This window comes from Bradyrhizobium sp. 134 (assembly GCF_023074155.1).
Classification (GTDB): Bacteria; Pseudomonadota; Alphaproteobacteria; order Rhizobiales; family Xanthobacteraceae; genus Bradyrhizobium.
In genome coordinates this window covers 92,417-106,056 of record NZ_JADPKX010000036.1, presented here as the reverse complement: position 1 = coordinate 106,056, position 13,640 = coordinate 92,417, and the positions used below count along the sequence as shown (strand labels likewise).

Annotated in this window: 13 protein-coding genes; 11 read left to right on the top strand and 2 right to left on the bottom strand. The window is 64.7% G+C overall.

The genetic code is table 11. The annotated features are described in order from the left end of the window. Positions 1 to 48: 48 nt before the first annotated feature. The gene (locus tag IVA75_RS14660; RefSeq protein ID WP_106942870.1) at positions 49 to 258 is read left to right on the top strand and encodes a hypothetical protein; all 210 of its coding nucleotides are present in this window, start codon (positions 49 to 51) and stop codon (positions 256 to 258) included. 257 nt (positions 259 to 515) lie between these two features. On the opposite strand, the gene IVA75_RS14655 is transcribed toward IVA75_RS14660, so the two are convergent. Beyond that, a complete protein-coding gene (locus IVA75_RS14655) occupies positions 516 to 1,487 on the bottom strand; it encodes a LysR family transcriptional regulator (protein ID WP_247291073.1) in 972 nt (323 codons plus the stop codon). Positions 1,488 to 1,608: 121 nt separating this feature from the next. On the opposite strand from IVA75_RS14655, the gene IVA75_RS14650 reads away from it, so the two are divergent. From IVA75_RS14650 to IVA75_RS14610, 9 genes are all read left to right on the top strand, one after another. Beyond that, positions 1,609 to 2,646: a class 1 fructose-bisphosphatase gene (locus tag IVA75_RS14650; RefSeq protein ID WP_247291071.1), complete on the top strand. Its 1,038-nt coding sequence runs from the start codon at positions 1,609 to 1,611 to the stop codon at positions 2,644 to 2,646. 12 nt (positions 2,647 to 2,658) lie between these two features. Continuing rightward, a complete protein-coding gene (locus IVA75_RS14645) occupies positions 2,659 to 3,534 on the top strand; it encodes a phosphoribulokinase (protein ID WP_027516497.1) in 876 nt (291 codons plus the stop codon). 16 nt (positions 3,535 to 3,550) lie between these two features. Continuing rightward, on the top strand, positions 3,551 to 5,572 hold the full coding sequence (gene tkt, locus IVA75_RS14640; RefSeq protein WP_247291068.1) for a transketolase: 2,022 nt from the start codon (positions 3,551 to 3,553) through the stop codon (positions 5,570 to 5,572). A 14-nt stretch (positions 5,573 to 5,586) separates the two neighbouring features. Further along, positions 5,587 to 6,672, top strand: coding sequence for a class II fructose-bisphosphate aldolase (gene fba, locus IVA75_RS14635; RefSeq protein ID WP_247291065.1), 1,086 nt, complete (start codon positions 5,587 to 5,589; stop codon positions 6,670 to 6,672). A 31-nt stretch (positions 6,673 to 6,703) separates the two neighbouring features. Further along, a complete protein-coding gene (locus IVA75_RS14630) occupies positions 6,704 to 8,164 on the top strand; it encodes a form I ribulose bisphosphate carboxylase large subunit (RefSeq protein ID WP_247291063.1) in 1,461 nt (486 codons plus the stop codon). A gap of 11 nt (positions 8,165 to 8,175) precedes the next feature. Next, positions 8,176 to 8,583, top strand: a complete 408-nt coding sequence (locus tag IVA75_RS14625) for a ribulose bisphosphate carboxylase small subunit (protein ID WP_007594833.1) — start codon at positions 8,176 to 8,178, stop codon at positions 8,581 to 8,583. Between the two features lie 98 nt (positions 8,584 to 8,681). Further along, on the top strand, positions 8,682 to 9,617 hold the full coding sequence (gene cbbX, locus IVA75_RS14620) for a CbbX protein (protein WP_018456188.1): 936 nt from the start codon (positions 8,682 to 8,684) through the stop codon (positions 9,615 to 9,617). Beyond that, on the top strand, positions 9,614 to 10,351 hold the full coding sequence (gene rpe / locus IVA75_RS14615; protein ID WP_247291061.1) for a ribulose-phosphate 3-epimerase: 738 nt from the start codon (positions 9,614 to 9,616) through the stop codon (positions 10,349 to 10,351). Before cbbX ends, rpe begins: the two co-directional genes overlap by 4 nt. Positions 10,352 to 10,550: 199 nt before the next feature. Next, the gene (locus IVA75_RS14610) at positions 10,551 to 10,763 is read left to right on the top strand and encodes a hypothetical protein (protein ID WP_063993392.1); all 213 of its coding nucleotides are present in this window, start codon (positions 10,551 to 10,553) and stop codon (positions 10,761 to 10,763) included. Positions 10,764 to 10,878: 115 nt separating this feature from the next. Here IVA75_RS14610 and IVA75_RS14605 read toward each other — a convergent pair whose 3' ends face one another. Next, positions 10,879 to 11,715: a universal stress protein gene (locus tag IVA75_RS14605; RefSeq protein ID WP_247291427.1), complete on the bottom strand. Its 837-nt coding sequence runs from the start codon at positions 11,713 to 11,715 to the stop codon at positions 10,879 to 10,881. Between the two features lie 209 nt (positions 11,716 to 11,924). Between IVA75_RS14605 and IVA75_RS14600 the strand changes: the two genes are divergently transcribed. Continuing rightward, positions 11,925 to 13,463: a Do family serine endopeptidase gene (locus IVA75_RS14600; protein ID WP_247291058.1), complete on the top strand. Its 1,539-nt coding sequence runs from the start codon at positions 11,925 to 11,927 to the stop codon at positions 13,461 to 13,463. Positions 13,464 to 13,640 lie beyond the last annotated feature (177 nt).

The window sequence follows — 13,640 nt, the reverse complement described above, 5'->3', positions numbered from 1 at the left end:
GATTTGGCCGCAATTTCTCCCCCGGGAATGACGAGGGAGTTTTCGGACATGAACGGCCAAATCACCGGTCACGCCATCTTGGAGAACGTGCGCCGCTACCGCGGTATCGCATCGCTCTATCGCCAGACCGCTGCATTCCGCCCGGGCCAGAGCTGGTCGCTGCTTGAGCAGGCGAGGGATTGGGAAGCACGGGCGCTGCTGGAGCTGGAAGCCTATTTCGCCGCGCGGATGGATTACGCTGCTACGCGTGCGGCCTGATCGTTAACCATCGGCATGGCCTTGGGCAGGCCCGCCGCAGGGTCGGCCGTCGCGTCGTGCACGGAAAACACGGGTCGACTACGGAGTTATCTCGACGCCCGCCCGTGCTAGCAACGTCGCGACCGAGACATCCCAATTCGGCCGGGGCAAGCGATGACCACCTTCAACCGCATCTTCACGACCGAGCGCCTGCTCCAGATCATCGTCATTCTCGCGGCCACCGTCGCAATGAAGCTGATGGGCTGAATTTCGACAGGCTATCGCGCGCCGAATTCGGGTAATTCGGGCAGATAGTTCGACCCTTCCGAGCCCAGAAAATCGAACATCGCCTGCGCCGGCGGCAACAGCACCTTGTCGCTGCGGCGGATCACATACCATTGCCGCACGATCGGCAGGCCCGCGACGTCGAGCACTACGAGCCGGCCCTCGGTGAGTTCGTGCGCCACGGTGTGGGCCGAGATGAAGGCGATGCCGAGCCCGGCGATGACAGCCTGCTTGATGGTCTCGTTGCTGCTCATCTCCATGCCGATGATCGGCTCGAGATCCGACCTCTGGAACATGCCTTCCATCAGCGTCCGCGTGCCCGAGCCAGGCTCGCGGGTGAGGAAGGTCTCGTGCACGAGGTCGGTCAGGTTGAGGCCGGAATCTTTCTCCAGCCAGTGCCCCTTGCGTGCGACGATGATGTGCGGATTCCGCCCGAGCTGACGGACGTCGACGCTGACATCGGCCGGTGGCCGACCCATCACCGCGAAATCGAGGTCGTAGCCGTGCATGGCCTCGCGGATCTCCTCGCGATTGCCGACCGTGAGCTTGAGCTCGATCTTCGGATACCGCTTCGAGAATGCCGCGATTGCGTGCGGCACGAAATATTTTGCGGTCGAGACAGCGCCGAGATGCACCGTGCCGCCGGTTCGCCCGGCGAGCAGGTCGAGCGCGCCCTGGCAGTCGGTGATTGCGGCTTCGACGCGCTCGGCGAGGGTAAGCACCTCCTTGCCCGCCTCCGTCAGCAGCATGCCGTCGCCGGTCCGCTGCAGCAGCGGCAGGCCGGCGAGATCCTGAAGCTGGCGCAGTTGCTGGGTCACGGCCGGCTGCGTCAGGCCGAGCTGGGTCGAGGCTGCCGTGACGCTGCCCTTGGCCGCGAGCGCCGCGAGCGAGCGAAGCTGCCGGATCGTCAGATGCCGGAGCTGTGCCGCCGAACGGGCATTATAAGATAATTCTTTGGCGCTCATTATGAATAGAAATTTTCCTTATTAAGCCGGCCCTGTCAATCTCATCGTTGTGGCACTGACCGCACCGGACCTCCAGCGAGGAGGGAACTGGATACGGCACCAGCAAAGGGGATGGACGCAGATGACCGGGCAACTCAGGCTGGACGACCACCTTCAGCGGTATTCCGAGACGGCGCCGCATGCGCTGGCCGTGGCGTCCGCGGTCGATGCCATCGCGGCGGCCGCGATCGAAATCGCCGATCTCATCGCCACCGGAGACCTTGCGGACGCCTCCGGCCTGACCACCGGCCGCAATAGCGACGGTGACGTCCAGCGCGATCTCGACGTGCAGGCGGATGCGATCCTGCGCCGCTGTCTCGGCAAGCTGCCGATCGCGGCACTGGCGTCGGAGGAGATGCGCGAACCTCAGATCGGCGACCGCAAGGCCAAGATCTGCGTCGCGATCGATCCGCTCGACGGCTCCTCCAACATCGACATCAACATGACCGTAGGCACGATCTTTTCGATCCTGCCCGCGCCTGATGATCTCGCGCTCGCCTTTCATCAGCGCGGCTCGGCGCAGCTCGCGGCGGGGTTCGTCACCTACGGCCCGCAGACCTCGCTGGTGCTGACGCTTGGCGAGGGCGTCGATATCTTCACGCTGGATCGCAAGTCCGGTTGCTTCCGTCTCGCGCGTAGCGCCGTGCAGATCCCCGAGACCTGCGAGGAGTTCGCGATCAACGCCTCGAACCGCCGGCATTGGGAACAGCCGGTGCGCGCCTTCGTCGACGAATGCCTCGCCGGTGTGGAAGGGCAGGCCAACCACAATTTCAACATGCGCTGGGTCGGCTCGCTGGTTGCCGAGGCCTACCGTATCCTCACCCGCGGTGGCGTGTTCCTCTATCCCTCTGATGCACGGCCAGGCTATGGCGACGGCCGCCTGCGCCTCGTCTACGAGGCGCACCCGATGGCTTACATCGTCGAGCAGACCGGCGGCTCCGCGTCGACCGGGCGCGAACGCATCCTTGAGCTTTCAGCGCAGAGCCTGCACCAGCGCGTGCCGCTGATCATGGGTTCGAACAACGAGGTGCAGCGCGTCGAGGACCTGCATTGCGATCCCTTGCTGGTCGCCAGCGTCTCCGCACCGCTGTTCGCGCGGCGCGGCTTCTTCCGGCTGTAAGCGAGGCATCCCATGTCCAGGAAGCATCCGATCATCTCCATCACCGGTTCTTCCGGCGCCGGCACCACGTCGGTCAAGAAGACGTTCGAACAGATATTCTTCCGCGAGAAGGTCAACGCCGCCTACATCGAAGGCGACGCCTTCCATCGTTACGATCGCGTGGAAATGCGCACGCAGATGGCGAAGGAGGCCGATCGCGGCAACAGGCATTTCAGCCATTTCAGCCCCGAGACCAATCTGTTCGAGGAGCTGGAGCGGGCGTTCCGCGACTATGGCGAGACCGGTACGGCGACGACGCGGCACTATGTCCACGATGCCGAGGAATCCGCGCTGCATGGTGCCGCACCCGGCACCTTCACCGAATGGAAACGGCTGCCGGAGAGCTCCGACCTGCTGTTCTACGAGGGCCTGCATGGCGCGGTCGTCACCGACAAGGTCAACGTCGCGCGTTATGCCGACCTCAAGATCGGCGTCGTGCCCGTCATCAATCTCGAATGGATCCAGAAGCTGCACCGCGACCGCAGTGCGCGAGGCTATTCGACCGAGGCCGTCACCGACACCGTTCTGCGAAGGATGCCCGACTACATCCACTACATCTGTCCGCAATTTTCCGAGACCGACATCAACTTCCAGCGCGTGCCGACGGTGGACACCTCCAATCCATTCATCGCGCGCTGGATCCCAACGCCGGACGAATCGATGGTCGTGATCCGCTTCAAGAACCCGCGCGGCATCGACTTCCCCTACCTGCTCTCGATGCTGCCGCAAAGCTGGATGTCGCGCGCCAATTCGATCGTGTGCCCCGGCGCGAAGCTCGATCTTGCCATGCAGCTGATCCTGACGCCGCTGATCATGCAGCTCATCGAGCGCAAGCGAAACCTGAAGTGAACGAGGGGAGGATCCGATGAACATCTCCGTCCACGCCGACGCAGACCTTACCGCGGTCACACACAATGATCTCGCCAACGCCGTCCGCTTCCTCGCGGTCGACGCCATCGAGACCTCGCAGTCCGGCCACCCCGGACTGCCCATGGGCATGGCCGATGTCGCCACCGTGCTGTTCTCGCGATTTCTGAAATTCGACTCGGCTCACCCCCACTGGCCGGACCGTGATCGCTTCGTGCTGTCGGCAGGCCACGGCTCGATGCTGCTCTATGCATTGCTCCATCTCACCGGCGGCGACGTCAGCCTCGATGACATCAAGGCCTTCAGGCAATGGGGCTCGAAGACGCCGGGCCATCCGGAATATGGCCATACGCCGGGCGTCGAGACGACGACCGGTCCGCTGGGGCAGGGGATTGCGACCGCGGTGGGCATGGCGCTCGCCGAGCGGATGGGCAATGCGCGGCATGGCGATGGCCTCGTCGATCACTTTACGTATGTGATCGCCGGCGACGGCTGCCTGATGGAAGGCATCAGCCAGGAAGCGATTTCGCTCGCCGGCCATCTCGGGCTCGGCCGCCTGATCGTGCTGTTCGACGACAACGGCATCTCCATTGACGGGCCGACCTCGCTTTCGACCTCCGACGACCAGCTCGCGCGCTTCGCCGCCTCAGGCTGGTCGGTGCGCCGTGTCGATGGGCACGATTCCGAAGCAGTTGCGCAGGCGATTGCGGAGGAGCGTGAGAGCCAAAGACCGTCGCTGATCGCCTGCCGCACCATCATCGGCTATGGCGCGCCGGATCGTCAGGGCACCGAGAAGGCGCACGGCGCGCCGCTCGGCACCGAGCAGACCGCGGCGGCGCGGCGAGCGCTCGGCTGGGACTATCAGCCCTTCGTGGTGCCTGTCACGGTCCTGAAAGCATGGCGGATGATCGGGCAGCGCGGGCAGGTCGAGCGTCTCGCCTGGCTCGATCGCTATGAATGCGCGACGCCTGAGCAGCGCGATCTGTTTGTCGAGGGTAAGTCGGTTGCCCTGCCGAACGCCTATGCCCTGGCCTCGGCGAAGTTGCGCGAGCGCTTTGCCACCGAGCGTCCGAAGCTCGCGACGCGGCAGGCGTCGCAACAGGTGCTCGACGGAATCGCAGGGACGATTCCCGGATTTGTCGGTGGCTCGGCGGACCTCACGCATTCGAACCTGACGCATGCCAAGTCGCAGACCCCGGTCAAGCGCGGCGCGTTCGCCGGCGATTACATCCATTACGGCATCCGCGAGCACGGCATGGCGGCCGCGATGAACGGCCTCGCGCTGCACGGCGGCTTCATTCCCTATGGCGGCACCTTCCTCGCGTTCTCCGATTACAGCCGGCCGGCGCTCCGCCTTGCGGCCTTGATGCGGATCCGCGTCATTCATGTGATGACCCATGACTCCATCGGCCTCGGTGAGGACGGCCCGACGCATCAGCCGGTCGAGCATCTCGCAGCGCTTCGCGTCATTCCGAACCTGCTTGTTTTCCGGCCGGCCGACGCGGTTGAGACGCTGGAAGCATGGGACTGCGCGCTCCAAGCTGAAAATCGTCCGTCCGTGCTGTGCCTGTCCCGTCAGGCGCTGCCGACCTTCCGCAGCGACGTGCGCGGTAGAAACCGCGTCGCACGGGGCGCCTATCTGATCGTTTCGCCGGACGGCGGCCGCGACGTGACGTTCATCGCAACGGGTTCGGAAGTGTCTATTGCGCTGGAAGCGGCCCGCCTGCTCGCCACCGAGCACGTCCGCGCGGCCGTAGTCTCCGCGCCCTGCTTCGCGTTGTTCGAGGAGCAGCCGGAGGACTACCGCGCTGCCGTGCTCGGCACGGCGCCACGGATCGGCATCGAGGCGGCAGTCGCCGGCGATTGGCATCGATGGATCGGCACTGACGGCGAATTCGTCGGCATGCGCGGCTTCGGTGCCTCGGCGCCCGCGCCAGTGCTCTACCGCGAATTCGGCATCACGCCGCAAAGCGTTGCGGAAGCCGCCCGGCGGGCGATTGCCCGCACCGGCAAGCAATAACAGGAGGAATTGTCGTGGCCCGTATCACCCTTCGTCAGCTGCTCGACCACGCCGCCAGTCACGGCTACGCGGTGCCGGCATTCAACATCAACAACATGGAGCAGGGCATCGCGATTATGCAGGCGGCGGCCGAGGTCGACGCGCCGGTGATCATCCAGGCTTCGTGCGGCGCGCGCAGCTATGCCGGCGACCTCATGCTCTCGCACATGATCGGCGCGCTGGAGCGGACCTATCCGGACATCCCGCTCTGCATGCACCAGGACCATGGCAACGACGAAGCGACCTGCGCCTCCGCGATCGCCCACGGCTTCACCTCGGTGATGATGGACGGCTCGCTCAAGGCAGACGCCAAGACCGCGGCCGATTACGACTACAACGTTGCGATCACCAGCCGCGTCGTCGATCTCGCCCATTGGGTCGGTGCCTCCGTCGAAGGCGAGCTCGGCGTGCTCGGCTCGCTCGAGCATGGCGGCGGCGAACAGGAGGATGGTCACGGCGTCGAAGGCACGATCAGCCACGATCAGTTGCTGACGGATCCCGACCAGGCGGTCGACTTCGTCCGCGCCACCAAGGTCGATGCGCTCGCGATCGCGATGGGCACCTCGCACGGCGCCTACAAGTTCAGCCGCAAGCCGGATGGCGACATTCTGGCGATGCGGGTGGTCGAGGAGATTCATCGCCGTCTGCCGAACACGCATCTCGTGATGCACGGCTCTTCCTCGGTGCCGCAGCCGCTCCAGGACATGTTCAATCAGTTCGGCGGCGAGATGCCGCAGACCTGGGGCGTGCCGGTCGAGGAGATCGTCCGCGGCATCAAGAGCGGCGTGCGCAAGGTCAATATCGACACCGACTGCCGGCTGGCGATGACCGCGGTGTTCCGCAAGGTCGCCGCGCAAACGCGCTCCGAGTTCGATCCGCGCAAATTCCTCAAGCCCGCGATGGATGCGATGCGCGAGCTCTGCCGCGAGCGCTTCGAGCAGTTCGGGACTGCAGGCCACGCCAGCCGGATCAAGGTCGTTCCCTTGAGCGAGATGGCGCGGCGCTACCGCGCCGGAGAACTCGATCCCAGCATCGACGCCCGCGAGCCCGTCGCGGCCTAATCATTCAGAGAGAGAAGAGCAGGAGAGAGCCATGAATGCACATGCAGGAACCGTCCGCGGCAAGGAAAGATATCGATCGGGCGTGATGGAATACAAGCGCATGGGCTATTGGGAGCCTGATTACGTGCCAAAGGACACCGATGTCATCGCGCTGTTCCGCGTCACGCCGCAAGAGGGCGTCGACCCGATCGAGGCGTCGGCCGCAGTCGCCGGCGAATCTTCGACCGCGACCTGGACGGTGGTGTGGACCGATCGCCTGACCGCTGCCGAGAAGTATCGCGCAAAATGCTATCGCGTCGATCCGGTGCCGGGCACGCCGGGCTCATATTTCGCCTACATCGCCTATGACCTCGACCTGTTCGAGCCTGGTTCGATCGCCAACCTCTCGGCCTCGATCATCGGCAACGTGTTCGGCTTCAAGCCGCTGAAGGCGCTGCGTCTGGAAGACATGCGCTTCCCGGTCGCTTATGTGAAGACGTTCCAGGGGCCGGCAACCGGCATCGTGGTCGAGCGCGAGCGGCTCGACAAGTTCGGCCGGCCGCTGCTCGGCGCCACCGTCAAGCCGAAGCTCGGCCTCTCGGGCCGCAATTACGGCCGCGTGGTCTACGAGGCGCTGAAGGGCGGGCTCGACTTCACCAAGGATGACGAGAACATCAACTCGCAGCCCTTCATGCACTGGCGCGACCGCTTCCTCTATTGCATGGAAGCGGTGAACCGCGCACAGGCGGCCTCCGGGGAGGCGAAGGGCACCTACCTGAACATCACCGCTGGAACGATGGAGGACATGTACGAGCGCGCGGAGTTCGCGAAGGAGCTCGGGTCGTGCATCGTCATGATCGACCTCGTGATCGGCTACACCGCGATCCAGTCGATGGCGAAATGGGCGCGGCGCAACGACATGATCCTGCATCTGCATCGCGCCGGTCACTCGACCTACACGCGGCAGAAGAGCCACGGCGTGTCGTTCCGCGTCATCGCCAAGTGGATGCGGCTTGCCGGCGTCGACCACATCCATGCCGGCACGGTGGTCGGCAAGCTCGAAGGTGATCCGAACACCACGCGCGGCTATTACGATGTCTGCCGCGAAGACTTCAACCCGACCAAGCTCGAACACGGACTGTTCTTCGACCAGTCCTGGGCGAGCCTGAACAAGATGATGCCGGTTGCCTCCGGCGGCATCCATGCCGGCCAGATGCACCAGCTGCTCGACCTGCTCGGCGAGGATGTCGTGCTGCAGTTCGGCGGCGGTACCATCGGCCATCCCATGGGCATCGCGGCCGGCGCGATCGCCAATCGTGTGGCGCTGGAAGCGATGATCCTCGCTCGCAACGAGGGCCGCGACTATGTCCACGAAGGTCCGGAGATACTGGCCAGGGCGGCCGAGACCTGCACACCGCTGAAAGCTGCACTCGAGGTCTGGAAGGACGTCTCCTTCAATTATGAATCCACCGACACGCCTGACTTCGTGCCGACCGTGCTCGAAACCGTTTGAGGAGATTTGACATGAAGCTGACCCAAGGCTGCTTCTCGTTCCTGCCCGATCTGACCGACGACCAGATCACCAAACAGGTGCAGTATTGCCTGACCAACGGCTGGGCGGTGAACATCGAGTTCACCGACGATCCGCATCCCCGCAACACCTATTGGGAGATGTGGGGCCTGCCGATGTTCGATCTCCAGGACGCCGCCGGCGTGATGATGGAGCTCGCCGAATGCCGCAGAGTGTATGGCGACCGCTACATCCGCCTCAGCGGCTTCGACTCCAGCCATGGCTGGGAATCGGTGCGGATCTCGTTCATCGTCAACCGCCCGCCGCAGGAAGCCGAGTTCGAGCTGGTGCGGCAGGAGGTGGGCGGACGCGCGATCCGCTACACCACCGTGCGTCGGCAGCCCGCGCACGCGCCAACCTAACTCATTCTCCTCCGCGCGGAGCACTCCCTGCTCCGTTTCCTTGGCGGACCACTGCTTCGCCGCTCTCCCGCGGCGAAGCCCTTTTCTTCGAGGTGCCGATGCTGGATGTTCCCCATGCAATGACAACTGAGCCCGGCGAGACCAGTTTCGATCTCCGCAAGGAGGCCGAAGAGGCTGGAATCACCGGCACGCTGCAACAGCTCGAGCAGGAGCTGATCGGATTGAAGCCGGTGAAGAGCCGCGTGCGCCAGATCGCGTCGCTCTTGCTGATCGAACGTATCCGGCAGCGTGCGGGACTGGCTTCGTCGCCGCCGACGCTGCACATGTCGTTCACCGGCAATCCCGGCACCGGCAAGACGACCGTCGCGTTGCGCATGGCAAAGATCCTGCACGGCCTCGGCTTCGTGCGGCGCGGGCAGGTGATCTCGGTGACGCGCGACGATCTCGTCGGCCAGTATATCGGCCACACCGCGCCCAAGACGAAGGAGATCCTGAAGAAGGCGATGGGCGGCGTGCTGTTCATCGACGAGGCCTATTATCTCCATCGGCCGGACAACGAGCGCGACTACGGCCAGGAGGCGATCGAGATTCTGCTGCAGGTGATGGAAAATCAGCGCGAGGACCTCGTCGTGATCCTTGCCGGCTATGGCGAGCGGATGACGAGCTTCTTCGCCTCCAATCCCGGCTTCCGTTCGCGCATCGCCCACCACATCGACTTTCCGGACTATGCGGAAGCCGAGCTGCTCGTCATCGCCGAGCTGATGCTGAAGGAACGGGGTTATCGCCTCTCGGCGGCGGCGCGTGAGGCGTTCGAGAAATATATTGCGCTGCGTCGGACCCAACCGTTCTTCTCCAATGCGCGATCTATCCGCAACGCCGTCGACCGCATCCGCCTGCGGCAGGCCGATCGCCTGGTATCCGATCTCGATCGCATGCTCGACATCGCCGACCTCGAAACGATCGATCCCATGGACGTCCTGGCGAGCCGCGTCTTCAGCGGCGGTGCCGACGCGCAGGGGAGTGCGAAGCCATGACCCGAGAAATCCTCATCGCGCCGTCGATCTTGGCTGCGGATTTTGCCCGCCTCGGCGAGGAGATCGCAGCGATCGACGCGGCGGGCGCCGACTGGGTTCATTGCGATGTCATGGACGGGCATTTCGTCCCGAACATCAGTTATGGCGCGGACGTCATCAAGGCGATCCGGCCGCTGACGAAGAAAATATTCGACGTGCATCTCATGATCGCGCCGACCGATCCTTATCTCGAGGCGTTTGCGAAGGCCGGCGCGGATCTCATTACGGTGCATGCCGAAGCGGGTCCGCACCTCGATCGCTCGCTTCAGGCCATCCGCGCGCTCGGCAAGAAAGCCGGCGTCAGCCTGTGTCCCGCCACTCCCGAAAGCGCGATCGAGTATGTGCTCGATCGTCTCGATCTCGTCCTGGTGATGACGGTCAATCCGGGTTTTGGCGGCCAGTCCTTCCTCGAGTCCCAGCTCGAGAAGATCGCGCGCATCCGAAGCATGATCGGCGACCGGCCGATCCGGCTCGAGGTTGACGGCGGCATCACGCGCGACAATGCCGCAGCCGTGGCCGCTGCGGGCGCCGATACGCTTGTGGCGGGTTCCGCCGTGTTTCGCGGCAGGAGCAGCGCGGACTATGCCGGCAACATTGCGGCCATCCGCGCGGCTGCGGAAGCGGGCAGAGTTCCGAACCTGCAACATAGTTCGGAGCGGACGATGCGAGCCGGTGAGCCCGCGCTCATCCGGTAGACTGCCGCCGGGTACACATTGGCCCGCGGCAGGGTTCCGAGGCGTTGAGGCCGCGGTGATTGGAACTTTCGCCCGAACACGCGTTTGCCTAGAATCACGCGCGTCACGCGCGCGGCGGGCGCAGCAAATCTTTTGCACAACCGCCATCGCCCTGACGCAAATAAGGGCAATAAGCTCTGTGAATGCGAGGGAGGGTCTCATGGATAACGTACGTCGCTACCGCGCGCTGGCGTCCCTCTGTCGTCAGCAGGCCGCCTACCGGCCGCTCCAGAGCTGGGAACTGCTCGGCCAGGCCGAACATTTCGAATATCTCGCCGAAGTCGAACTCAAGGCGCATTTCGACGCGTGCAATGCGCCACACGACGAGGACGGCGTTGAGGCCACGGCGTGGGAGAGGCCCGCCGCGGCGTGACGGTCCAACTTGTTCGAATAGGACCTGAACTTGCCGAGGCCGGCACCGCTCAAGGACGCGGTTATCAGCCCGAACGACGAGGCTTGCGACCGGCCCGTCCTGGATCAACCCTCGATTAATGCGACATCAACGTCGGGACGGTCATGGCTTCCAACATGGCGCGGGTGACGCCGCCGAGGAACCGTTCCTGCAATCGCGAATGGCCGTAGCCGCCCATGACCAGAAGATCGAGGCGCTCATCGGCTGCAAGCGACAGCATGGTCGGCTGAATGTCAGAGCGCGCGGCCGACAGGTTGACGGTGCGGGTCGACAGTCCGCGCCGGCCGAGGTGCCTTGCCAGATTGCGCGTCGAGACCTCGTCGGGAACCATGTCTGTTTCGTTGATCGCAATAATCACGATTTCCTCGGCGCGGGCCAGGAATGGTGCGGCGTCGCGCATGGCCCGCGCGGCGAGGCGGCTGCCATCCCAGCAGATTCCGATCCGTTTCGCCTTGAACGCTCCATGGAAAGTGTAGGGCAGGAAAAGCACCGGGCCGCCCGCCTGGAACAGGATCTCGCGGGGTACATCGTTGTCGAGTGAGCCTTGCGCCGGGTCCGGCTGGAGCACGATGCTGAGATCGTGCAGCCGCGCCATCGCGCCGAGCAAGCCGACCGCATCCCCCGGCATCGTCCCGAGCGGGTGGCATGTGTAGGAAATGCCGGCGTTCATCGCTTCGTTCTTGAATACCGCGAGCGCCGCCTCGGCCCGCTCCACTGCGCTCTCGCGCTCCATCTCGAACACCGCCGCTACCGCGGCGCCGCCCTCCATGATATAGGCCGCGCTGGTTGCCACATAGCCAACCGCGACTGCATCGAGATGGGCGTTGAGGCCCGCCGCGAGCGAGATCGAGCCATCGATCACCGGGCGCACCGGGCGCTCGGTGGGGATGTGGACGAGAATGTCTTTGTACATGACGCGCCTCCGACGGACATCATCCGGTGGCGGCAGTCTTTCACGGTGCGCAGGGGCCGCGTTGAGCTGCATCAAACGTGCAGCCTCGAGTTTTGGACCTTCGCCGGCCCCGGCTACTTTGCCAAGATTTAACCGCGCGGACGGGACGCCGTAAGGTGGCGACCACCATGTTGGGTGCAAGGCGACTTACCCAACATGGACATATCGACATGAGCGATCACGTCAATTCCGACACCACAACGTCCCGCAAGGTCCTGAGGCCGCGCCGGCTCGCGCTGCTCGGCACCGTGGCCGCGCTTGGCGTGGCCGTGCTGGCGACTGCACCCGGCTCTTCGCCGTTCACCGCGAACTCCTTCATCGCGCCCGCCCAAGCCGCGGAGCCCGCCGCGACACCGCCGGGCTTCGGCGACCTCGTCAGCAAGGTCAAACCCGCCGTCATCTCGGTGCGGGTCAGGATCGACCAGGACAACGACAAGAGCGCGATGCTGCAACAGAACCGGATGGATTCGGACGAGGCGACGCCGTTCGACCAGTTCTCGCGGCAATTCGGCTTCCGCGGCCCGGGTGGCATGGAGGGCATGCCGCGCCAGCACCGCCAGATGATCACGGGTGAGGGCTCCGGCTTCTTCATCTCCGCCGACGGCTATGCCGTGACCAACAACCACGTCGTCGATCACGCCGAGTCGGTGCAAGTGACGATGGACGACGGCACGACCTACAGCGCGAAAGTGGTCGGCACCGATCCGAAGACCGATCTCGCGCTGATCAAGGTCGAGGGTAAGAAGGATTTTCCGTTCGTCAAATTCTCGGACCAGAAGCCGCGTATCGGCGACTGGGTCGTCGCGGTCGGCAATCCCTTCGGCCTCGGCGGCACCGTGACCGCCGGCATCGTCTCGGCCAGCGGCCGCGACATCGGCAACGGTCCCTATGACGACTTCATCCAGATCGATGCGCCGATCAACAAGGGCAATTCCGGCGGCCCGGCCTTCGACATGAACGGCAACGTGATCGGCGTGAACACCGCGATCTTCTCGCCCTCCGGTGGCTCTGTCGGCATCGGCTTCGACATTCCGGCCTCGACTGCAAAGCTCGTCGTCGCACAGTTGAAGGACAAGGGCGCGGTCACTCGCGGCTGGCTCGGCGTGCAGGTGCAGCCGGTGACATCGGATATCGCCGACAGCCTCGGCCTCAAGGAGGCGCGCGGCGCGATCGTCGACAATCCGCAGGACGGCAGCCCGGCGGCGAAGGCGGGCATCGAGGCGGGCGACGTCATCACCGCCGTCAATGGCACCGCGATCAAGGATTCCCGCGATCTCGCCCGCACCATCGCCACCCTGGCGCCGGGCACGTCTGTGAAGCTCTACGTCGTCCACAAGGGCGACAGCAAGACGGTGACACTGGCGCTCGGCGAGTTGCCGAACGAGCGGCAGGCCAGAGCCGATGAGGGCAAGTCGCAGCCGGATGCCGGCATGCCGCCGCGTCTCGGGCTCAGCCTGGCTCCGGCCGGCGACGTGCAGGGCGCCGGCCAGAAGGGCGTCGTCGTCACTGAAGTCGATCCGCAAGGGCCGGCCGCGCAACGCGGCATCCAGACCGGCGACGTCATCCTCAATGTGGGCGGCAAGGCTGTCGCCAATATCGGCGATGTCCGTTCGGAGCTGGCGCAGGCGAAATCGTCCGGCAAGCGTAGCGTGCTGCTGCAGGTCAGAAGCGCGCAGGCGACCCGTTTCGTCGCGGTGCCGCTCGCATAAGGCGAACGTCGATCGGCGCAACTCCAAAAAGGCGGCCCACGGGCCGCCTTTCCTGTTCGCCTTCAGGATTCCGGATGTCCGCCGATAACATTCTCGTTAACGGCAGTGAGGATGACCCGGTTCGTCCGAAAAAGCCGTGTTCGCTCATCACAATTCCGGGTCAGGTAGGGACTCGGC

Bases quoted from the DNA above. Each gene is read 5' to 3' on its own strand.
- IVA75_RS14660 (WP_106942870.1), top strand. From the start codon at position 49: ATGAACGGCCAAATCACCGGTCACGCCATCTTGGAGAACGTGCGCCGC.
- IVA75_RS14655 (WP_247291073.1), bottom strand. From the start codon at position 1,487: ATGAGCGCCAAAGAATTATCTTATAATGCCCGTTCGGCGGCACAGCTC.
- IVA75_RS14650 (WP_247291071.1), top strand. From the start codon at position 1,609: ATGACCGGGCAACTCAGGCTGGACGACCACCTTCAGCGGTATTCCGAG.
- IVA75_RS14645 (WP_027516497.1), top strand. From the start codon at position 2,659: ATGTCCAGGAAGCATCCGATCATCTCCATCACCGGTTCTTCCGGCGCC.
- tkt (WP_247291068.1), top strand. From the start codon at position 3,551: ATGAACATCTCCGTCCACGCCGACGCAGACCTTACCGCGGTCACACAC.
- IVA75_RS14630 (WP_247291063.1), top strand. From the start codon at position 6,704: ATGAATGCACATGCAGGAACCGTCCGCGGCAAGGAAAGATATCGATCG.
- IVA75_RS14625 (WP_007594833.1), top strand. From the start codon at position 8,176: ATGAAGCTGACCCAAGGCTGCTTCTCGTTCCTGCCCGATCTGACCGAC.
- cbbX (WP_018456188.1), top strand. From the start codon at position 8,682: ATGCTGGATGTTCCCCATGCAATGACAACTGAGCCCGGCGAGACCAGT.
- rpe (WP_247291061.1), top strand. From the start codon at position 9,614: ATGACCCGAGAAATCCTCATCGCGCCGTCGATCTTGGCTGCGGATTTT.
- IVA75_RS14610 (WP_063993392.1), top strand. From the start codon at position 10,551: ATGGATAACGTACGTCGCTACCGCGCGCTGGCGTCCCTCTGTCGTCAG.
- IVA75_RS14605 (WP_247291427.1), bottom strand. From the start codon at position 11,715: ATGTACAAAGACATTCTCGTCCACATCCCCACCGAGCGCCCGGTGCGC.
- IVA75_RS14600 (WP_247291058.1), top strand. From the start codon at position 11,925: ATGAGCGATCACGTCAATTCCGACACCACAACGTCCCGCAAGGTCCTG.